The 20,154-nt window shown below is 57.4% G+C and carries 19 protein-coding genes; all 19 read right to left on the minus strand.

All coding sequences use genetic code 11. From position 1 onward, the window contains the following. Positions 1–3: 3 nt before the first annotated feature. Positions 4–405: a type IV pilin protein gene (locus QC816_RS17540; RefSeq protein WP_303393820.1), complete on the minus strand. Its 402-nt coding sequence runs from the start codon at positions 403–405 to the stop codon at positions 4–6. A 95-nt stretch (positions 406–500) separates the two neighbouring features. Next, positions 501–1,481 carry a 4-hydroxy-3-methylbut-2-enyl diphosphate reductase gene (gene ispH / locus QC816_RS17545; protein ID WP_085920112.1) on the minus strand — a complete coding sequence of 327 codons (981 nt, stop codon included), beginning with the start codon at positions 1,479–1,481 and terminating at the stop codon, positions 501–503. Between the two features lie 62 nt (positions 1,482–1,543). Beyond that, complete coding sequence (fkpB, locus tag QC816_RS17550; RefSeq protein ID WP_085920111.1) at positions 1,544–1,990, minus strand: FKBP-type peptidyl-prolyl cis-trans isomerase; 447 nt, start codon at positions 1,988–1,990, stop codon at positions 1,544–1,546. A gap of 25 nt (positions 1,991–2,015) precedes the next feature. Then, positions 2,016–2,546, minus strand: a complete 531-nt coding sequence (gene lspA / locus QC816_RS17555; protein WP_085920110.1) for a signal peptidase II — start codon at positions 2,544–2,546, stop codon at positions 2,016–2,018. Then, complete coding sequence (gene ileS, locus QC816_RS17560; protein WP_309783713.1) at positions 2,539–5,370, minus strand: isoleucine--tRNA ligase; 2,832 nt, start codon at positions 5,368–5,370, stop codon at positions 2,539–2,541. Before ileS ends, lspA begins: the two co-directional genes overlap by 8 nt. Positions 5,371–5,377: 7 nt before the next feature. After that, positions 5,378–6,415: a bifunctional riboflavin kinase/FAD synthetase gene (ribF, locus tag QC816_RS17565; protein WP_085920108.1), complete on the minus strand. Its 1,038-nt coding sequence runs from the start codon at positions 6,413–6,415 to the stop codon at positions 5,378–5,380. Between the two features lie 91 nt (positions 6,416–6,506). Beyond that, entirely contained in the window at positions 6,507–8,084 is a 1,578-nt protein-coding gene (gene murJ, locus QC816_RS17570; protein ID WP_085920107.1) for a murein biosynthesis integral membrane protein MurJ, read from the minus strand. Positions 8,085–8,164: 80 nt separating this feature from the next. Then, positions 8,165–8,431, minus strand: coding sequence for a 30S ribosomal protein S20 (gene rpsT, locus QC816_RS17575; RefSeq protein WP_066316664.1), 267 nt, complete (start codon positions 8,429–8,431; stop codon positions 8,165–8,167). A 265-nt stretch (positions 8,432–8,696) separates the two neighbouring features. Then, entirely contained in the window at positions 8,697–9,452 is a 756-nt protein-coding gene (locus tag QC816_RS17580) for an amino acid ABC transporter ATP-binding protein (RefSeq protein ID WP_085920106.1), read from the minus strand. Then, positions 9,449–10,117, minus strand: a complete 669-nt coding sequence (locus tag QC816_RS17585) for an amino acid ABC transporter permease (RefSeq protein WP_233337283.1) — start codon at positions 10,115–10,117, stop codon at positions 9,449–9,451. The genes QC816_RS17580 and QC816_RS17585 overlap by 4 nt, the downstream gene beginning before the upstream one ends. Before the next feature lie 68 nt (positions 10,118–10,185). Continuing rightward, positions 10,186–10,956 (minus strand): amino acid ABC transporter substrate-binding protein, encoded by a 771-nt coding sequence (locus QC816_RS17590; RefSeq protein ID WP_085920104.1) that lies wholly within the window; start codon positions 10,954–10,956, stop codon positions 10,186–10,188. 141 nt (positions 10,957–11,097) lie between these two features. Further along, positions 11,098–12,759 (minus strand): methyl-accepting chemotaxis protein, encoded by a 1,662-nt coding sequence (locus QC816_RS17595; protein ID WP_309783717.1) that lies wholly within the window; start codon positions 12,757–12,759, stop codon positions 11,098–11,100. A gap of 173 nt (positions 12,760–12,932) precedes the next feature. Then, positions 12,933–13,124 (minus strand): hypothetical protein, encoded by a 192-nt coding sequence (locus tag QC816_RS17600; RefSeq protein WP_199284022.1) that lies wholly within the window; start codon positions 13,122–13,124, stop codon positions 12,933–12,935. A 27-nt stretch (positions 13,125–13,151) separates the two neighbouring features. Then, positions 13,152–13,499: a hypothetical protein gene (locus QC816_RS17605; RefSeq protein ID WP_309783719.1), complete on the minus strand. Its 348-nt coding sequence runs from the start codon at positions 13,497–13,499 to the stop codon at positions 13,152–13,154. 130 nt (positions 13,500–13,629) lie between these two features. Further along, positions 13,630–14,523 (minus strand): adenylyl-sulfate kinase, encoded by an 894-nt coding sequence (gene cysC / locus QC816_RS17610; RefSeq protein WP_422823753.1) that lies wholly within the window; start codon positions 14,521–14,523, stop codon positions 13,630–13,632. A 12-nt stretch (positions 14,524–14,535) separates the two neighbouring features. Beyond that, positions 14,536–14,913: a hypothetical protein gene (locus QC816_RS17615; protein WP_309783722.1), complete on the minus strand. Its 378-nt coding sequence runs from the start codon at positions 14,911–14,913 to the stop codon at positions 14,536–14,538. A gap of 1 nt (position 14,914) precedes the next feature. Beyond that, positions 14,915–15,220, minus strand: a complete 306-nt coding sequence (locus QC816_RS17620; RefSeq protein ID WP_309783724.1) for a GTP-binding protein — start codon at positions 15,218–15,220, stop codon at positions 14,915–14,917. Further along, the gene (locus QC816_RS17625) at positions 15,220–15,357 is read right to left on the minus strand and encodes a hypothetical protein (RefSeq protein WP_309783726.1); all 138 of its coding nucleotides are present in this window, start codon (positions 15,355–15,357) and stop codon (positions 15,220–15,222) included. Before QC816_RS17625 ends, QC816_RS17620 begins: the two co-directional genes overlap by 1 nt. Before the next feature lie 291 nt (positions 15,358–15,648). Next, entirely contained in the window at positions 15,649–20,058 is a 4,410-nt protein-coding gene (locus QC816_RS17630) for a class I SAM-dependent methyltransferase (protein WP_309783728.1), read from the minus strand. Positions 20,059–20,154 lie beyond the last annotated feature (96 nt).

Raw genomic sequence — 20,154 nt, forward strand, 5'->3', positions numbered from 1 at the left:
GTCCTACCAGCACTCATCGGGTGCTTGCGTGCCCTTGGCATTCAGGGTCAACGGCGCATCGCAGCCATCATCCTGGCCATTCCTGGCCGTTGCCGTCAACGTATAACCGCCGTCTCCATCCTCACTGGAAAAACCAATGGTATAGTTTTGCTCAGGTGACTGTGTCGTTTCCAGACAGCTAGCGGCATAGGCAAAAGTGCGCGTGTAACACTGCTCCAACTCAGACGATGCCTGCATGAGCCCGGCGTGGGCGTCGGTGCGCAGCGATTTTTGCGCGTAGCGGGTATAGCTGGGGTAGGCAATGGCCGCCACGATCCCGATGATGGCCAGCACAATCATTAATTCAATAAGGGTAAAGCCGCGCTGGCCGTGGCGTAACGAGGGCGGATGAGAAACGTAATGCACGCGGCGTTACTCCTGTATTGGTTGGCTCATACCATTTCAGTATGTCGCAAACCCATACGCTTTGCATTACGTAGCCTTAGATTAGCTTCTAGGAATTAGCCGCTGGCGATCACCTGCTCGCGCAGCTCCCGAGGCATCGAGAAGGTGATCGTTTCTTCGCGGCCAAGCAGTTCCTGGGGCGCGGTGGCCCCCATGGTCTGCAGGCGTTCGATGACGCCCTTGACCAGCACTTCCGGCGCGCTCGCCCCGGCCGTTACGCCGATGCGGTTGATGCCATTCAACCACTGGGGCTCGATCTGCTCGGCGTTGTCGATCAGGTAAGCAGGCGTGCCCATACGCTCGGAAAGCTCGCGCAGGCGATTCGAGTTGGAGCTGTTAGGGCTACCCACCACCAGCAATAGATCGCTATCAGCGGCCAGTTCACGCACGGCATCCTGACGATTCTGCGTGGCGTAGCAAATGTCGTCCTTGCGTGGCCCCTGAATCTCGGGGAATTTATCGCGCAGCGCATCGATGACCTTGGCGGTGTCATCCATCGACAGGGTGGTTTGCGTCACAAAGGCCAACTGAGTCGGGTCTTTAACGTCCAGCTTAGCCACATCATGCTCGTCTTCCACCAGGTAAATGTGCCCGCCTCTGGCCGTATCGTAACGCCCCATGGTGCCCTCGACTTCCGGGTGACCCTGGTGGCCGATCAGGATGCATTCCTGGCCGCGCTTGGCGTAGCGCAGCACTTCAAGATGCACTTTGGTGACCAGCGGGCAGGTGGCGTCAAAGACTTTCAAGCCGCGCTCTTCGGCTTCCTGCTGTACCGCACGAGAGACCCCGTGGGCAGAGAAAATCACGATCACGTCATCGGGCACTTCGTGCAGTTCCTCGACGAACACCGCGCCGCGCTCGCGCAGCGTTTCCACCACAAAGCGGTTATGGACCACTTCGTGGCGGACATAGATCGGTGGCCCAAACACATCCAGCGCCCGGTTGACGATATCGATTGCACGGTCGACCCCTGCGCAAAAACCGCGCGGGTTGGCCAGTTTGATCTCGATAGGGTGTGTTTGCTGCTGTGATTGCATAAGTCGCGCCTTGATGCTGAGCACCGTTGGATAAATATCGTCGCCTGTCAGTAGGTGGTCTCTCAGTGCGTCGTGACCGGCTTCACGTCGAGCACTTCCACCTCAAACGTAAGGGTACGCCCCGCAAGAGGATGATTAAAGTCGACCTCGATCCGGTCGCCCTCAATCGTTTTGACCACGCCAGGCAATTCCGTTCCCGCTTTATCGGCAAAAGACATCACCATACCAATCTCGGGTGTTTCATCACCGAAGTCGTCACGCTTCAGCGTTTGAATATTCTGTGGGTTGTGCTGGCCAAACGCATGTTCAGGGGTAATCTCGAAACTGCCCTCTTGCCCCGCGGCCATGCCCTTGATCGGGTGCTCGAAGCCGGGCGGCAGATTGCCATCGCCATACTGAAAGGTAGCGGGCACTTTCTCTTTGGTCGAATCGACCACCGTGCCGTCTTCCAGCTTGAGCGTGAAGTGCAAGGACACTTCCATACCGTCGTCAATTAAATAGTCGCTCATTGCGTTACTCGCTTTTGAAGGGAGGTTAGGACTGCTGGGCTTTTTTGCGTCGCCGCTCGCCCACCACCGACTCCCAGATTAGCCCGGCAGCCCCCAGGGTAATGCCGATATCCGCCACGTTAAATGCCGGGTAGTACCAGCCCGCCGCGTGAAAAGACAGAAAGTCGACCACATAGCCGTGGACGAGCCGATCAAAGAGATTGCCCAACGCCCCGCCGATAATCAGCGGCAGCGCCACGGCCAGCAGCTTTTCATCGGCCTTGATCCGCGACAGCCAAATGCTCAGCCCGATGCTTGCGCCAATCGCGATAATCGCAAAGAACCAGCGCTGCCAGCCGGGATGGTCAGCCAAAAAGCTGAACGCCGCCCCTGGGTTATGCAACAGCGTAAGGTTGAAAAACGGCAGCACTTCCACCGGCTGGGCGTAGCTCAACAAACTGCTGGCCAGATACTTGGTCGCCAGGTCCAGCACGACCACCGCTGCCGCCAGCCACAGCCAGCGCAGCGGCCGGTGCATCGGCGGCCGCTGTGGACGCGTGTTGGTCGCGTTAGGCATAGTAACGAATCTCGCCGCTGCCTTCGGGAAGGTTGCTGATGCAGCGGCCGCATAAATCGGGATACGCCGCATGAGTACCTACGTCGGGGCGATGGTGCCAGCAGCGCTCGCACTTGGTGTTCTCGCTTTGCGCCACCGCCACCTTCAGACTTTCAAGCTCGGTGGTTTCAGCATTCTGGGCCTCAGCCAGCGGTTTAAGCGTTACCTCACTGGTCAGCATCACAAAGCGCAGTTCATCGCCCAGCTTGGTCAGCGTCGCGTTGAGCTCGTCGCTCACGTAGAGCGTCACCTCGGCGGCCAGGCTTCCCTTGATCACCTTGGCATTACGGGCATCTTCCAGGCACTTGTTCACTGCGTGCTTGACCTCCAGCACCTGCTCCCAGAAATCACGCCCCATCGCGGCGTTATCATCCAGCGTTTCAAGGCCGGTGTAATAGGTTTCCAGCAGGACGCTGTCGCCACGCTCACCGGGAATGTGCTCAAAAATCTCTTCGGCGGTGAACGACAGGATCGGCGCGACCCAGCGGGATAGCGCTTCCACCACGTGGTAAAGCGCGGTTTGCGCGCTGCGCCGGGCCAGCGAATCCACCTGAGTGGTGTACTGGCGATCCTTGATCACATCCAGATAGAAGCCGCCCAGCTCACGGGCACAGAAACCATGCACCTGCTGGTAGACATCCAGGAAACGGTACTCGTCATAGGCGGTGTCGATACGCCCCTGCAACTGCGCGGCGCGATCGACTACCCACTGATCCAAGGCCAGCATGTCACCAAAGGCCACCTTATCCGTCGCCGGGTCAAAGCCGTTGAGGTTGGAAAGCAGGAAGCGCGCAGTGTTGCGAATACGCCGGTAGACGTCCGCGGTGCGCTTGAGGATCTCGTCCGAGACCGCCATTTCGCCGGAGTAATCGGTCGAAGCTACCCAGAGGCGCAGAATGTCAGCGCCCAGCTTGTCCATGACCGTTTGCGGAACGACCACGTTGCCAATCGACTTGGACATCTTGCGGCCCTGGGCATCCACGGTGAAGCCGTGGGTCAGCAACTGGCGATACGGCGCGTGGCCGTCAATGGCTGAACCGGTCAGCAGCGACGAATGGAACCAGCCACGGTGCTGGTCGGAACCTTCCAGATACAGATCCGCCCGCGGGCCGCTTTCATGGCCGTGAGGATGCGATCCACGCAGCACGTGGCGGTGGGTGGTGCCAGAGTCGAACCATACGTCCAGCGTGTCGGTCACCTTGTCGTAATCAGCGGCTTCGGCACCCAGCAGCTCCGCCGGGTCGAGCTTGAACCAGGCATCGATACCTTCCTGCTCGACGCGCTTGGCCGCTTCTTCCATCAGCTCAACGGTGCGCGGGTGCAGCTCGCCGGTCTGCTTGTGCAGGAAGAACGGAATCGGCACGCCCCAGTTGCGCTGGCGGGAAATACACCAGTCCGGGCGATTGGCGATCATGCTGTGCAGGCGCGCCTGACCCCAGGCAGGGGTAAACCTGGTCGCTTCAATGCCTTCCAGGGCACGCTCGCGCAGGGTTTTGCCATCTTTGCCCTTGATATCCATGCCCACAAACCACTGGGCGGTGGCACGGTAGATCACCGGCGTTTTATGCCGCCAGCAGTGCATGTAGCTGTGGGTGATCGGCGTGTGGGCCATCAGCGCATTCACCTCGCGCAACTTTTCGACGATATGCGGATTGGCCTTCCAGATCATCTGGCCGCCGAAGAACGGCAGGTCGTCCGCATAAACGCCGTTGCCCTGCACCGGGTTGAGCATGTCGTCAAATTCCATACCGTGCTCGCGGCAGGTAATGAAGTCATCCATGCCGTAGGACGGTGCGGAGTGGACAATACCCGTGCTGCCGACTTCCGCCTCGACGTAATCGGCAAGGTACACCGGCGACAGGCGGTCATAGAACGGGTGACGGAAATTGATCAGATCCAGCGCCGCGCCCTTGGCGGTGGCAATCACCTCGCCGGTTAGGGCATAGCGCTCCAGACAGCTTTCGACCAGATCTTCCACCAGCAGCAACAGGCGCTCGCCGGTATCGACCAGCGCGTAGGTGAACTCGGGATGGACGTTCAACGCCTGGTTGGCGGGGATGGTCCAGGGGGTCGTCGTCCAGATCACCACGGCAGTGGGCTTGGGCAGCGTGTCTAAACCGAATGCGGCCGCCAGCTTGTCGGCGTCTTCCACGGGGAAGGCAACGTCGATAGCGTCGGACTTCTTGTCGGCATACTCGACTTCCGCCTCGGCCAGCGCCGAGCCGCAGTCGAAACACCAGTTCACCGGCTTCAGGCCCTTGAACACATAGCCCGCGTCGACCATATCGGCCAGAGCACGAATCTCGCCCGCTTCGTTGGCAAAATCCATCGAGCGATAGGGGTGATCCCAGTCGCCCACCACGCCCAGCCGTACGAAATCGGTCAGTTGGGTTTCAATCTGCGCGGCGGCGTATTCACGGCACAGCTCCCGGGCGGTGTCCGGCGCCAGGTGCTTGCCGTGGGTGGTTTCCACCTTGTGCTCGATGGGCAGGCCATGGCAGTCCCAACCCGGTACATAGGGCGCGTCAAAGCCTGCCAGGTTCTTCGACTTGACGATAATATCTTTAAGGATCTTGTTGACGGCGTGACCGATATGAATGCTGCCGTTGGCGTAGGGAGGGCCATCGTGGAGCACGAACAGCGGCGCCCCCGCGCGTTCTTCGCGCAGGCGCTGATAGAGGTTCATATCCTGCCATGTCGACACCCGCCCTGGCTCCTGCTTGGGCAGCATGCCGCGCATGGGAAAGTCGGTTTCTGGCAAGTTTAGCGTGTGCTTATAATCCATAGTCCGGTCAGCCGTCGTTATCTTCGGCGGAATCGCCCGCCAAGGAGGAATCAGAAGATGCGGTCTCTCGCCCGAGCGGGGCCGAGGCCAGCGGGAATGTTGCGTTGTTGCCAGCAGCGGCGGTCGCAAAGTAGCGCCGCGCCTGACGCTGATCGCGCCCAATCTGCGCTTTCAGCGCCTCGATATCGTCAAACTTGACCTCGCCCCGCAGCCTCGCACAGGGCACCACCGTCATGCGCTGGCCATACAGATCACCTGAGAAGTCGAACAGGTGAACCTCCAGGGTCGGCCGCGTGGCACCCACCGTGGGCCGAAAGCCGACATTGGCCACGCCCAAATGGCGCTCGCCGTTTTCCAGCTCGCCAACAACGGCGTACACCCCGCGCAGCGTGAGCGGCTGGGGCAACATCGGCAGATTGGCAGTGGGTACGCCAATGGTGCGGCCCAGTTGCTGGTCACGCACCACCCGACCGTCCACCGAATAGGGGCGACCCAGCAGGCGGGCGGCGGCGGTGAAGTTGCCGCTGGCCAGCAGTGTACGCACCCGCGAGCTGGAAACGCGCTCGTCGTCTACCGTAAAGGTGCGGGTATGCTCAACGCCGAAGCCCTGTTCGCGGCCCACCTCCTCCAGCAGGGTAAAGTCGCCGCGCCGGTCGCAGCCGAAGCGAAAGTCGTCGCCGACCACCAGGTGCTTTACGTTCAGCCCGTCGATCAGTACCTGGTCAATAAACTCACGCCCGGTGAGGCTGCGCAGCGCATCGTTAAACGGCAGGCACAGCACCTGCTCGGCACCGTGGTGCCCCAGCAGGCGGACCTTTTCACGCAGCCGCGTCAGCCGGGGCGGCGCCTGGTCACCGGCAAAAAACTCGCGCGGCTGGGGTTCAAACACCACCACGGTCAGTGGGCCGCCCAAGCGCGCGGCGTGCTCGCGGCATTGCTGCAAGATCGCCTGATGGCCGCGGTGTACCCCATCGAAATTACCGATGGTCGCCACGCAGCCCCGCGAAGACGCCGTTAAATTGTGCAAACCTCGAATGACCCGCATGGCACCTCAGCCGTTGCTAGCCCGCTCACCCGCTCAAGAAGCAGGCAGCAAAGCCACCGATTATAACGAACCTGGCCGCTGTCGTGCAGCGTCAGGCGCGCATTTTCAAATGCCGCACCCGCAACCCCAGCGCGCCCAGCCAGGCAAAGTAAAGCCCTGCGCCCAGCGCCACCAGCCCCGACACCCAGGCGACCCGCTGCCACAGGCTCATGGCAAGCCAGGTTGTCCACTCGGGGGCAATGGCGTACAGCGCAATACTCATCAACGCGCAACCGCCTAAAAGCTGCACCGCAAAGCGCCCCCAGCCCGGCTGAAACACCAGCACGCCTTCCTTGCGCAGCAGGTAACCGAGCAGCCCGGCATTCAGGAAAGCCGACAGCGCCGTGGCCAACGCTAACCCGGCGTGGGCCAGCGACCAAACCAGCATCAGGTTGAAGGCCATATTGGCGACCATGGCAAAGATGGCCACCTTCACTGGGGTCTTGGTGTTCTGGCGGGCAAAAAAGCCCGGCGCCAATACCTTGATCAGCATAAAGGCCACCAGCCCAACGGCGTAGGCGCGCAGGCTCATCGCCGCCATCTGGATATCGGTATCGGTCATCGCGCCGTAATGGAACAGCGTGATCAATAGCGGCTCCGCCAATACCACCAGCGCCAGCGCGGCGGGCAGCCCCAGCAGCAGCACCATGCGGATTGCCCAGTCGAGCATGGCGGCAAAGTGCGCGTTTGACTGGTCAGCGTGGCGCTTGGAAAGCGCGGGCAAGATCACCGTGCCAATCGCCACGCCAAACACACCCAGCGGGAGCTCCACCAGCCTATCGGAATAATACAACCACGACACGCTACCCGCGGCCAACAGCGAGGCCAGCACGGTATCCAGCAGCAGGTTGATCTGCGATACCGACACGCCAAACAGCGCCGGCCCCATGAGCTTCAATATTCGCCGGACGCCTTCATGGGCCAAGTTGGGCCATGGGGTGGGCATCAGCCCCAGGCGCAGCAAAAACGGCACCTGAAACACCAGTTGCGCCACCCCGGCGATCAAAACCCCCCATGCCAGTGCCATGGCGGGTTCTTGCATCAAGGGCGTGAGCAACAAGGCCGCGCCGATCAGCGACAGGTTCAACAGCACCGGGGTAAACGCCGGGACCGCAAAACGGTTCCAGGTGTTCAGCACGCTACCGGCAAAGGCGGTAAGCGAAATCAGCAGTAAATACGGGAAGGTCAAGCGCAGCATGTCCGCGGTCATGGCGAGCTTTTCCGGGTCGCGACCAAACCCCGGAGCAAACAGCCAGATCAACCAGGGCGCACCCAGCATCGCAAGCGCGGTAATCAATGCCAGAATCGCGGTTAAGCTCCCCGCCACGGCATTGAGCAGCTCGCGAATTTCCTGCTTGTTGCGCTGGGTCGAGTACTCGGAAAGCACCGGCACAAAGGCCTGGTTGAACGCACCTTCGGCAAACAGACGGCGCAGAAAATTGGGAATCTTGAAGGCCACGAAAAACGCATCGGCCCCGTCCCCCGCGCCCAGTAGCGCCGCCACCACCACGTCGCGCGCAAGCCCCATGACCCGCGACAGCATGGTCATGGCACTGACAATCAACCCCGAGCGCATCAACCCTCTTCCCGGGGGCTGCTCCTGACCTTCCTGCTGCGAATTCGTGGTCATCGCCTTCGCTATCCTTCCCTTGGCAATCCACAGACACAAAAAAACCGGCCGCAGCCGGTTTTTTTAAGGCGCCTGCCGGCTTACGCCGCCAGTGCTTTAATACGCTTGTTCAAGCGGCTTTTCAGACGTGCGGCTTTCTTCTTGGAAAGGACGTCTTTATCAGCGATGCGGTCGATGACCGGCTGCGCCACCTTGAACTCTTCCATCGCCTTGCCATGGTCACCAGTCTTAACCGCTTTGAGTACGCGCTTAATATAGGTACGGACCATGCTGCGTTGGCTGGCTTTCAGGACACGACGGTTCTCGGCCTGGCGGGCGCGCTTGCGAGCTTGCTTGCTGTTCGCCACTGGTATCTCCTTGGAGAATAAGGTTGCCACTAAAGGGCAACGGATTAACTATGTGTTCGTCGCGAGCCGAGACGGCCAATGCGACGCTTCCGTAACAACCAATTGTTTTGGCGACAAATTTTGTGCAATAAGCCGACCAAAATAGTGTAGCGAGCAGTTCAATTCAGCTGCCCGCTCACGGGTCTTGTCTGAGAGGATGGCATAGTCTATCACGCAGAATGCGGCCTTGCTAGCAGTAGTCACTCGGCACGATAGCGCAGCCGCCTTACGGCGCTGACTGTCCCATGGGCGCCAAAATCTTGCGCAGAAAGTGGCGCGTCCGTTCATCCCTTGGCGCGGTAAACAGTTCCTCGGGTGGAGCCTGCTCGACGATACCGCCCTCGTCCATGAACACAACCCGGTCGGCTACCTCCCGGGCGAACTGCATTTCATGGGTGACCACGATCATCGTCTGGCGCTCAACCGCCAACTGCTTCATCAGGCTCAAAACTTCCTCTACCCACTGAGGATCTAGCGACGACGTGGGTTCATCGAACAGGATCACGTCAGCGTTAGCCGCCATGGCTCGGCCAATGCCCACGCGTTGCTGCTGGCCGCCTGACAGCGACGCGGGGTAAGCATCCGCCTTATCAGCCAGGCCGATGCGCTCCAGTATTTCTCTGGCCCGCGCGTGCGCCTTGGCTTTCGGCAGCTTGTCCACCACGATCATCCCCTCACTGATATTATCCAGCGCGGTCTTATTGGCAAAAAGGCCGTAGTTCTGGAAGACAAACGCCGTGCGGCGACGCAGCGCCAGAATATCGGCCCGGCTGGCGCGTTGGGTATCAACGTTTAAATCGCCCACCTGCAAATGCCCGGCATCCGGTTTTTCCAGGAAGTTAATACAGCGCAGCAGCGTTGACTTGCCCGTTCCGGAAGGGCCGATAATCACGATAATCTCGCCCTGCGCGAGGCTCAGGTCAATGTCCTGGAAGACGGTATGTGCTCCAAAGCGCTTGGTAATCCCTTGCAGCGAAATCATCGTTGGTAGGCCTTATTAAGATAGCTTTCTAACCGACGCTGCCCCCAGGACAGCATTTCCACAATGACCCAGTAGATCACCGCGACCAGTAAAAACGCCTCTAAATAGAGAAAGCTGCCCGACGCTTCTTTTTGCGTGGCGCCCATCAATTCTGTCACCCCCAGCGTAAAGGCCAGTGAGGTCGCCTTGATCATGTCAATGAAGTAATTCATCAACGTCGGCGTCGCCACACGGGTTGCCTGGGGCAGAATAATGCGGCGCATCAGTTGTGACTGGGTCATGCCGATGGAAAGCGCGGCTTCGGTCTGGCTGCGATCAATGCCCACAATCGCCGCGCGAATCGACTCGGCCATATAGGCCGAGAAGTGCAGTGTCAGCCCCAACACGGCGGCAGCCACGCCGGTAATCGCGATCAACGAACTAAACAGCTGCGGCAAGCCATAGTAGAAAAGAAACAGCTGAACCAGCAGCGGTGTACCGCGGAAAAACGAGATAAACAGCAGCGAAAGCCCATTTAAAAACGGCACTTTCGACACGCGAATCACCGCCAGCAGACACGCCAACACCAAGGCAAACAGCATGGCAATGGTCGCCATTTGAAGTGTGAGCGGCAGATAGCGCAGCAGAACCGGCAGCAATCCCCACATATACTCAAGGTCAAGCATAGCAATATCGCTTATAAGCAAACGGCCGTGGCAATGCCACGGCCGCGTTACACGGAGTCACCCGGCCGTTACGGCTGAGTGATATCAGTATCAAACCACTTTTCCGATATCTTGCGCAGCTCACCGCTCTCGCGTAGCTCTGCCAGGGCATCGTCTACCCGGTCGCGTTGCGCACGACCCACTTCGTCATCACGGAACGGCAACGCATTCTGGATGGTCGAGAAAGGCTGGCCCGCCAGCTCTAAAGGCAGGCCTTTCTCCTTGATGACCTGGGTCGCACTCACGCGATCCATCACAAATGCCTCTACCCGCCCCAAGGCCACATCCTGTTCAATGTTGGACTCATAGGTGCGAATATCGATTTCATCGGCATTGGGCTGTTCACGCAGCAGTTGCTCGTAGTTAGAACCCAGGTTCACCGCCACGCTTTTGCCGGATAAATCTTCGACACCTTCAATAGTGTCATTCCCGGCCTTTACCACTACCTGTGCACCGTCATACACATAGGGTTCCGTGAACACATACTTGGCTTCACGCTCTGGGGTAATGGTGATCTGGTTGGCGATCGTATCAATACGCCCCGACTCCAGCATGCCCGCCAGACCCGAGAAGCTAGCCGTCACGAACTCGATGTCATCACCGGTAATCTCGCCAACGGCATTCATGACATCTACCTCAAAGCCCTTGAGCTCGTCCTGCTCCACAAAGGTAAAGGGGAAGTAACCGCCCGACATGCCAACGCGGAGCGTATCGGCCTGGGTCGTGGCGGCAAACACGCCACTGGCAATGCTCAGTGAGAGTGTGGCAAGGGTAATCGTCAGTTTGCGTGTCAGTCGCATGGTGGTAATTCCTGTTGGATAGCTAAAAGCACTAATGACGTTATCTTACCCTTGCATCAACAGCGAATAAAAGAATATAAAAGCTGTTTTTTATTCCCCAATAATCTTTTGTGATGGCAGGGAACGTCTTCGACAGTTCATCTAAAAAGCTTCCCACTCAGGTTCGTTTCTTTTCTTGTTGCGTTGGGGCGCCTGCTGAGAGGCAGGCGGCTTAGGTAGTGACGGCGACGCAGTACCTGTGGCATCACCACTGAGCTTGAACGCATCCACCAGGCGGGTGAGACGGTTGGCTTCCTGCTGAAGCGACGCCGCCGAGCCGCTGGTTTGCGATACCAGCGTGACGTTCTGCTGCGTGGCGGAGTCCATCTGCGTCAGCGCCGTACCCACTTGCTGAATGCCGGACTCCTGCTCGCGCACGGCCAGTGAAATCTCGTTCATCAGCCCTGACACCTGGCGGATGGCCTCTACCGTATCCTGAATCCCCTCGCCGCTGCGTACCGCTTGCTCGGCACCGCTGGCGATACGCTGGCTGATATCCGTTATCATCTCACGAATCTTTTTGGAGGAATCCGCGCTGCGACTGGCGAGATTGCGCACCTCGCTGGCCACCACCGCAAAACCGCGGCCATGCTCACCCGCGCGCGCCGCCTCGACCGAGGCATTGAGCGCCAGAATGTTAGTCTGAAAGGCAATCGAGTCGATGACTTCGACAATTTCGCCCACCTTGCGCGAACTGGTCTCGAGTTCACGCATCAACTCCACCGAGTGCTGAACCTCTTTGACGCCTTTCTCGGCTTTTTCGGCGGCTTGACTGGAAAGCGTATCGGCATTGCTGGCCGACTCACTGTTCTGACGCACGATCGAAGACATCTCTTCCATGCTGGACGCCGTCTCTTGCAGGGCAGACGCCTGCTCCTCGGTTCTGGACGCAAGGTCCTCGCTGCCGGAGGCAATCTCGTCCGACGCCACATTGACATTGCGGGCACCGTCGCGCACCGCCTGGAAGCTTGTATCCATGCGCGCGATAAAGCCATCGAACTCCCGTGCCAGCTCACCAATCTCGTCGCGCCGCTGGCTATCAATACGCGCGGTGAGATCGCCCTCACCCTCGGTAATATCGCGAATGCGCCCGCTGACCTGGCGAAGCGCCCGGGACATCAGGTTCGGCCCCATCAAGGCAATCACCAGCGTGGCCAATAACACCAGTGCCGTGAAACCCATTACCCAACGCTGCTGAACGGCGACTGCCGCCAGTGTTTCTTGCTCCAGCGCCAGGCCACGCGCATCGGCGCTTTCCCCGGCAATGTTGTAAAGCTCCCGCAACGAATTAAAGGCCGCTAACGAGTCGCCTTCCAGTTGCGCCTCAGCGGCGTCAAGCTCGCCGTCTGCATGCAGGTCGAAAACACGCTGAGACGCCGCCTCCCATGCCGCGTAACGATCCTCGAACGGCTCAAGCCCCTCGCTTACCTGTGGATACGCCTCCAGTAGCCCGAGGAAGTCATGCATCCGGTCATACGCCTGCTCGGCATTTTCGCGGTAATCGTTGTACTGAGCGCTTGCCCCCTCACTGCCCGGCGCTTCACGCAGTACTTCAAGTTCGGCCACCCGTGCCTGGTAGAGGTCGCGGTCCGCATTGAGCACCGCTGAAACGGCCGGGTTAAAGGAGCCACTGAACGCCGTCATGCGTTCACGCATCGACTGGACAAGCAGACTATCGACCACCACGACGCCCAGCAGCGACAGGGCCACCAGGATAAACGCCAGGGTGTATTTCACATTGATCTTGTGGAGTTTTTCCAGCATCGCATCAGCCTTTGAGTTGTCATCTTTATTATGGTGATAGCCAACCCTGGCAGAATGTTGCTGTGTCCTGTCTTTCTACTATCGGCTGCGGGCGGGCGGGCTTTAGCACATGGCGTCGAGAAATGTTGCTTTCAATAAACGTTGTATCCGCCGGGGGAAGCGCAGCGGCTTTATCAGCCTAACATCGCCTGAGTATGCTCGCGCTGCTGCTTCACGGCGCTGTCGACAATATCCAGCAGGGCTTGAAAGTCTTCGGGGGATGTTTGGTCTAGACCGTGGTTTTCGGCACGCTCAATTGTCGCTTGGGTATCGCGGATTAGCGATTCAAGTTCCTGCGCGACGCGTTGGTGTTCATCGGGACTCATGGTTGGCTCGCTTGTTTAGCCTTGGCGCTATTGGCCTTGCTGTAAACGCTGCACGCGGTCGAATAACGCCTTGGCACTTTCCACCGCAACGGTTTCGTGTTTATCCAGAGCAAGCATGCCATCTCGTCGCTCGTCACTGATGACGGCTTCCAACTCCGTTTGGTAGCGGCTTAGCAAGTGCTGAAGGTTCATGCGAATCATCGTCAGCTCTAACTCGAACTCTATTTTCAGGTTTTTGTTTCGATGCTTCTCATCAGGTGATTGGCTTGCCGTGATCATGGCTTCAAAGGTGTTGTTAATCTGCCTTTCCAGAGCGTTGAGCCTGGGAATTAAATCGTGCACCACCTCATGGGCAGAAATGCTTTTTTGAATCATTATATATAGACCTTACCACTTATTATTGAATAACCCAGTATTCGCAACGTGTATAAAACATACAAACCGCAATATGGTTTTCATCATTGAAAGTCACGACCAGATCATATGTGCACATGCTGCCACCCGTTTAGCGAATTGCTCCACGCTCGCATAGCGCTTGTATCACCGTTTCAGCGGCATTTTCAGGGCTCATGTGCTCGGTCTTGAGATGAATATCCGGCGAGTTTGGCGCCTCGTATGAAGAGTCAATACCCGTGAAGTTCTTGAGCTCGCCACGGCTGGCTTTTTTGTACAGCCCTTTCAGATCGCGCGCTTCCACCACGCTTAGTGAGGCGTCCACATAGATTTCGATAAACTCGCCTTCCTCCAGCAGATCACGCACCAATTGTCGCTCGCTACGAAAGGGGGAGATAAAGGCCGATAATACAATAAGCCCTGCATCGATCATCAGCTTGGCAGTTTCGGCGACGCGGCGGACGTTTTCAACGCGTTCGGCATCGGTAAAGCCCAGGTCACGGTTGAGGCCATGACGCACATTATCCCCATCCAGCAAGTAGGTGTGCTGGCCGTGGGCAAACAGCTTTTTCTCGACGAGATTAGCGATAGTCGATTTGCCCGCACCGGATAGCCCGGTGAACCATAACACCGCTGGTTTTTGGCTTTTCACCATGGCACGCGCTTGTTTATCAATATCCACGTGCTGGCGATGGATATTCTGACTCCGGCGCAGCGCAAAGTTGAGCATTCCCGTTCCAACGCTGCGGCCCGTAACGCGGTCAAGCAACATAAAACTACCGGTTGGCGGGGGTTCGTGGAACGGATCAATCGCCACTTCACGATTCAAGCTCAGGTTGCATACCCCTATGCCCCCACACGGTAGCTGCTTCGCTGCCATATGCTCCAGGGTATTGGTGTTGATTTGATACTTGATGCTGGTCACCGTAGCGACCGCTGATTGCGAGCCCAATCTGATGTCGTAAGGGCGCCCGGGTAATGGGGGCTCATTGCTGTTCCATATCAACCCTGCCTCAAACTAATCCGCCGTATGGGCGGGCTGATCGATGCCGGAAATGAGATCACCACGGGAAACCACCAGATCGCCTTCCAGCATGAGCCTCCCGGTCTGACCCGCGTCAGCCCTGTCGACTCCAGCCCCATCGGGCGTCAACACCTGAGCGACCCTGCCAGTACTGCCGGAAGGTTGTACGCGGACATCATCACCCGGGCGGATTACCCCGCTGACGATGCTGCCTGAAAAGCCCCGGATACCCGCCTCAATGTCGGCAATGCGCGCCACTGACAAACGGAAAGGAAGCGACAAAACATCATCACTATTTGCCCCCTGGGCCTTTAGAAAGCCAAGCACTGACATACCGGTATACCAGGACGTATTATCACTCGACTTCAGCACATTATCGCCCTGCATCGCCGCGACAGGTATATAAGGTGGCCTCAGGCAACGGCAGTGACGCCGAAAACGCCCGAAACTCCCTGACGACCTCATCAAAACGCGCCTGGGAATACCCCGTCGCGTCCATTTTGTTGACCACTACCCCAAGACGACGCACCCCGATCAACGACAGCAATAGACAGTCGCGGCGAGCCGTAGCCATCACCCTCAGCTGAGCATCCACCACCAGCAGGGCCACAGGCACCGCCCCATAGGGCGGCCGATCCGCTGGTGGCTGTCCAAAGGCGTCAGCTTCCAACTGACTCATCAGCGTGCTTTTACCAGCCCCTGACTACCACCGATGCTGCAATGGAATGATGGATTGGTGTGCTGGGCTTGCAGGTAGTGCTCGATATCGACGATAACCAGTTTGGTGACGTCAGGAATATAGCAACTTGGCAGCATAGTCAGGCCACCCGATACCGTAATGGGTTAATAGCACGCCATCTGATGATCAGATGAACTATAGACGTTACCTTTTATTGGCCACTAGAGAACTCTTTACAGCTCATCCTAAAGTATAGTTTTCAGCTTGATATGCCACCTTGAAAGCGCTCTGATTTTAAAGGCCGAGTAGAAGTAACTAACGAACTGATTACTGAGCAATATACAAGCGAATATAATTTCCTCAGATCCTGCATCCTTGAGGGAAAAGCACCTACTCATAGATGATTAGGTGCTTTTTCCAATAGCGAGTTAAGGTGCGATAGCTAACTGCTGCGCAACCTGCTCAATGAGAGAAAGGCTGTGTCGACATAGCTGTTGCGCGGGGTGTGTTTCGGGAAGGTGGGCAACGTCTTTAGCAAAGGCTTGCCACCATGCATGGTTTTGCTCGATTACTTGCCGTTCCAGCACGGCCACCTGCTGTTGCGCCACCAGCTCGGTATGCGCCAAGCCAAGTTGATAGACCAAATACGTGAGCACGCGGCGCAGGCTAAATGGTTTTTGCGTACACAGCATCAGCTTGGTAATGCGTGTCAGGTTCTGATTTTGCGGTGCCACAATGGGTACATAGTGGCGTAAATCGACTATATCAAACGGCAAAGCATTTTCATTGAGAACCTTGTTTGTTTTGACGTCAATTTGGTGGTTGCCGACTTCAAGTGTCATCGGTGCTGATGCGATCCAATAGCTAGCCGCGTCCATAAAACCGTAGGTCAATAGGGTATCCACGGCATCGTAATAGTTGTAACGCACCAACAGCTCACCATTATCCTTTGCCGGCTGATGGAATGTGCGCATCACCGGCTCTCCACCATCTGTCAGCGTGGTAAAACCATCCGTATCTAGATGGTGGTTCAAGCAATCGATCACCGGGAGCAGTACATTTCGTTTACCTTGGATACCACGCACGTCCAGTGTCTGAAGGTGTTGTTTACGCAACCTAAATTTACGTGAGCCGATAAAGCTTTCTACCAACAACGTCTCGTTATCCCCTTCTGCCGCAAGTCGCTGGTAGCGTGGAAAACGTTGATCATGGCTACGTAACGTTATCAGCCTTTGCAGTGCAGGCTCCCCCTGCCACGCCAGAAACGGCAGGCTGTCGCGCCACAGCGCCACTTTATCGGTAACGTTATACAATTCAATCATTGATTCCATCATTTCATGATGATGGGAAAGCAACGGTTTACCGTTAGGTTGACAGTGGAAGGCGTTACCCTTGATCGTGACATCGAAGCATTCTAGGTGCGGCATTAGCGCCATGGGCACACGCAGATAACTAGCGCGGGGTGTGCCTGGATCACCGTGCAATGAAAGACTGCCGCCTTCGGCATGAATACGCAGCTGCGGGTGAAACCAAGCCCCTTGTTGGCTAAGCACCTCGCAAATGTGGCGCATCGGGGCCAGTGTCGCGGCTTCCCCTTCCATGATTGGCAAACGTGCTTTGTATGGTTGTGGTGTTTGTTTTGCTTCCACTGGGCGCTTCAATAGCCAAAAACGCCGCTGGCTCTGACCATCATCACATTGGCTACCGTCATTTTGCGTAGTAAACCCAGCACTTGCCACTGCCGTGGCAGAATCTTCGATCCCGCCTTCAGGTCGATGAGGATCACGGCTGCCAGCACTTTCAAACAAGACTACTCCGCCGGGCTTGCACAGTGCGTACAGCCGCTCTCCGATATCTTCCTTCGGCAACTCCATCCAGGGGTGGACATCGCTAGCGATAATCAGATCAAAAGTCTCGCCGGTTTGCCATTGAGCAAAGCTGCCTTGATGTAGCTGGATATGCGAATGCCCCAGGTGCTGCGCCACGGCATTACCGATGGAAACACAGGTTTCACTGGTATCAATCCCTACGCCTTTTATAAGCGCATCCGCCAGCCCCAGCAGTAGATAGCCGTGGTTACAACCGATGTCCAGTGCGGTGGCATTATCAGGTAGCCAATCCTTCAGCCCGTAGGCCTCAATACGTGCCATGGTGGGACGGCTACCGGGTAGCAGTAGCGGCTCTAAGGCCTGATAAGGCAAACCGAAATCGTTGAAACAATGGGCTAAGCCTTTATCGGGGTAGTGCTGCCATAACGAGTAAATTTGCTGATGCAGCTGCGCCAAAGCTTGATGCGACGCCTCTTTGCTCTGACCAAGCGTTTCACGCAGCTGCGTATAAGCATTCACGGTTTCCAAGGAGTGTGGATATGTTGCGCACCCCTGCCAAAACGCGTCAATAGCCGCTTGCGTATTGCCCAAGGCACGCTGTGCTAATCCCAACCCAACGAACAAGCGCGTGCGTCGCGCCCCTTGCTGACCACCCAGCTTATCGAACGCTTGCAGGTAGAGTGCCAACGCTTCGCTTCGCTCATCCTCCTCCGTAGTAAGTGCCAGCAGCAGACGCGCTTTGGCATCGATAAGCTCAGCGCGCACATCAGAAGGTGCGCCGATATCGGCTAGGCGAAGGACATGATCATCGTGGTCGAGTAGCGCAACACATTCTTCCTGTGCTGCCTTTAGCTCGCGTGGTTTTTGACTGCCGAGCCACAAGAAAACACCGAGATGTTGTACCGCAAGTGAGTCCGCAAACAAGGAGGCCAGAGCTTCATGGGTACGTTTAGCCAGCTTGGTTTGCCCGGCACGCCATTGCGCCCAGCCTAGTGCCAAACGGTAACGTAGATCACGCTCGGTGCCGGTTTTCACTTGGCTACACAACGTGGCAAGCTCATTCATCGCGTCTTGATGCTTACCCCAGTGCGAAAGTGCTTGTCCCAGGTAATAACGCGCTTCGCTTTCGTTTTCCTGCTTTTCTAGCTGTTGACGCGCCAAATGAATGGCAGGCAAGAAGCGATGTTCTGCCAGCATGTTGGCCAACGTTTGCAAGGGACGCGGTGTTGGGTCATTAAAGGTCAAGAAGGCTGGCGCCTTACCCATTTCGATATCGCCCGGCGCTTGGGTATAGCCACGGATATACAGGTAACGCTCTGCAAGTGCCTTATCAATATCAACCAATAGCTGGTAGGGCAAATCATGAATACCGAAGTGAGTATCCAGAACAAATGCCAGCCGCTGGCGCTGCTGCGGGCTCAGTGCGGCCAACCGCTCAGTTGACGGAATGAAGAGCGCATCGCCATTGGCGAGCTGTGTCGCCTGCGGGTGGGGAATATCCTCTCGTGGTGGCAGCAAACTACGGTGCACAGGGTTGTGTAGCCGATAAAAGGCGAACCCATGGCGGCTCGCCCAATGGCTGACCTCGGTCAGCGTGGGTTGGCCTTCGTGGGTAGGCTGAAAGACCACCCGTACTTGCAGCAACAGGGTATCCGCTAAAGCGCGTGTGCCATTTTCCAGCACCGCCAAGGCATCGGCGCGTTCATCGAGTATCAGCCAGTCAAGGCTCGCCAAGCCTTCAATGCCATCCAGCGTTACGGTGTTCACAGGCAGTTTGGCCAACACCGAGCTACCTTCACGTAGCGCAGCAGGCTGCTGAGGCAACGGCGGCAACGTCGCGCTTAGGCTGTCATCCAGCGTGGCATATAGCGTGGTGGGCTGACCATCGCCAAGCAGCGCATGGGGCACATGCTGAAACTCGTCGATATTGGCAACGCTCTCTGCGGCAATGCGGCTAGCGGGGTCAAACGCCACCATCGCAAGGGAATTACTTGCCATCAGCTCACCAAAGTTGGCCTGCTGGGGCAACTGGGCAGCGTTATCCAGTACCACCACACGCCCTTTCAACTGCCAGTGAAAGGTTTCAGCGTGGCGGCTAGGCAGACCTTCAGCATCCATGGCCTGCTGATAGCCTTCCTGTAAGGGGTCAAGGGCATCCGTTAACGGTGCGCTAAGGGCGGGCCGATCCCACGGCATCGGTTCCGGTAATGGCTTATCCTTGCGCATCTGCCGACCCCATGCGTGTAACAAACGCGCTACCAGCATAGAAGGCGTCACGTTTAGTGCTTGATGCTCCACCCAGTAAATCGGGTTCGGCAACACACTTGCCCACTGCTGAGTCGCCAGTTCATGCGTGGCGATAGCTTGCCCCAACGCTGACAAGTTTTCCTGCTGCCACTCGCCGTATTCAGGCGGCTGCATAACCGCAGCCCAACCCGCATCCATGACATCACGGCGGCAAAACACCACCGGCATCTGCGGCAACCATAGCCCTAAGAGGCCAAGATAAGGGCTAAGGGGTGAGGTCTGAAGTAAGCGTGAAGGGTATAAATGTGGCTCAAGTGCCTCTAAACAGCCTTTGGCATCAGCGTGGCAGCGCATGGGGGTCAGATCATCCAAATAGGCACGCAACTCACCCTGGTAAGGCGCCAAAACTGCCTCGATATAGTCACTTAACACCACCTCTATATTTGGTAGCGCGATAGCTGGCGTATCCCCCTGCACCACCTCTAACAGCTGCGTAAGATAACCAGAACCATCCCCCGGGCTACTCACGAACAGCGACATATCACTATAACGCAGCCCCCCTTCCTGCAACAGCGCATAGCGCTCAGCAGTAAACAGCTCGCGGCTTTCATTGAGCGACGTCAGTTTAATGGGGGGAGGTAAGATCTGCTCCGCCAAGCGATTAGCAGCTTGGTACGCTTCAATAGCGGCGGATGTGTCGCCGTTTTGCCACTGAGACGCCGCAGCGTGATAGGCAGAGTGCACCTCGGGAGATGTTGTCATCAGATTATCCTTACACTTTATAGACGCATGTTGGCGCCAGCCTAGCATGCCGTATCATTTTTCAAGCATAAAAAACGGGGCCAAAAGGCCCCGTCG

The organism is Vreelandella janggokensis, from assembly GCF_031451615.1.
Taxonomy (GTDB): Bacteria; Pseudomonadota; Gammaproteobacteria; order Pseudomonadales; family Halomonadaceae; genus Vreelandella; species Vreelandella janggokensis.

Coding starts and splice junctions, on each gene's coding strand:
- QC816_RS17620 (WP_309783724.1), bottom strand. CDS start 15,220: ATGAGTCAGTTGGAAGCTGACGCCTTTGGACAGCCACCAGCGGATCGG.
- QC816_RS17590 (WP_085920104.1), bottom strand. CDS start 10,956: ATGCGACTGACACGCAAACTGACGATTACCCTTGCCACACTCTCACTG.
- QC816_RS17605 (WP_309783719.1), bottom strand. CDS start 13,499: ATGATTCAAAAAAGCATTTCTGCCCATGAGGTGGTGCACGATTTAATT.
- fkpB (WP_085920111.1), bottom strand. CDS start 1,990: ATGAGCGACTATTTAATTGACGACGGTATGGAAGTGTCCTTGCACTTC.
- QC816_RS17600 (WP_199284022.1), bottom strand. CDS start 13,124: ATGAGTCCCGATGAACACCAACGCGTCGCGCAGGAACTTGAATCGCTA.
- QC816_RS17585 (WP_233337283.1), bottom strand. CDS start 10,117: ATGCTTGACCTTGAGTATATGTGGGGATTGCTGCCGGTTCTGCTGCGC.
- QC816_RS17630 (WP_309783728.1), bottom strand. CDS start 20,058: ATGACAACATCTCCCGAGGTGCACTCTGCCTATCACGCTGCGGCGTCT.
- QC816_RS17580 (WP_085920106.1), bottom strand. CDS start 9,452: ATGATTTCGCTGCAAGGGATTACCAAGCGCTTTGGAGCACATACCGTC.
- lspA (WP_085920110.1), bottom strand. CDS start 2,546: ATGCCTAACGCGACCAACACGCGTCCACAGCGGCCGCCGATGCACCGG.
- QC816_RS17625 (WP_309783726.1), bottom strand. CDS start 15,357: ATGCTGCCAAGTTGCTATATTCCTGACGTCACCAAACTGGTTATCGTC.
- murJ (WP_085920107.1), bottom strand. CDS start 8,084: ATGACCACGAATTCGCAGCAGGAAGGTCAGGAGCAGCCCCCGGGAAGA.
- ispH (WP_085920112.1), bottom strand. CDS start 1,481: ATGCAATCACAGCAGCAAACACACCCTATCGAGATCAAACTGGCCAAC.
- ribF (WP_085920108.1), bottom strand. CDS start 6,415: ATGCGGGTCATTCGAGGTTTGCACAATTTAACGGCGTCTTCGCGGGGC.
- QC816_RS17595 (WP_309783717.1), bottom strand. CDS start 12,759: ATGCTGGAAAAACTCCACAAGATCAATGTGAAATACACCCTGGCGTTT.
- ileS (WP_309783713.1), bottom strand. CDS start 5,370: ATGGATTATAAGCACACGCTAAACTTGCCAGAAACCGACTTTCCCATG.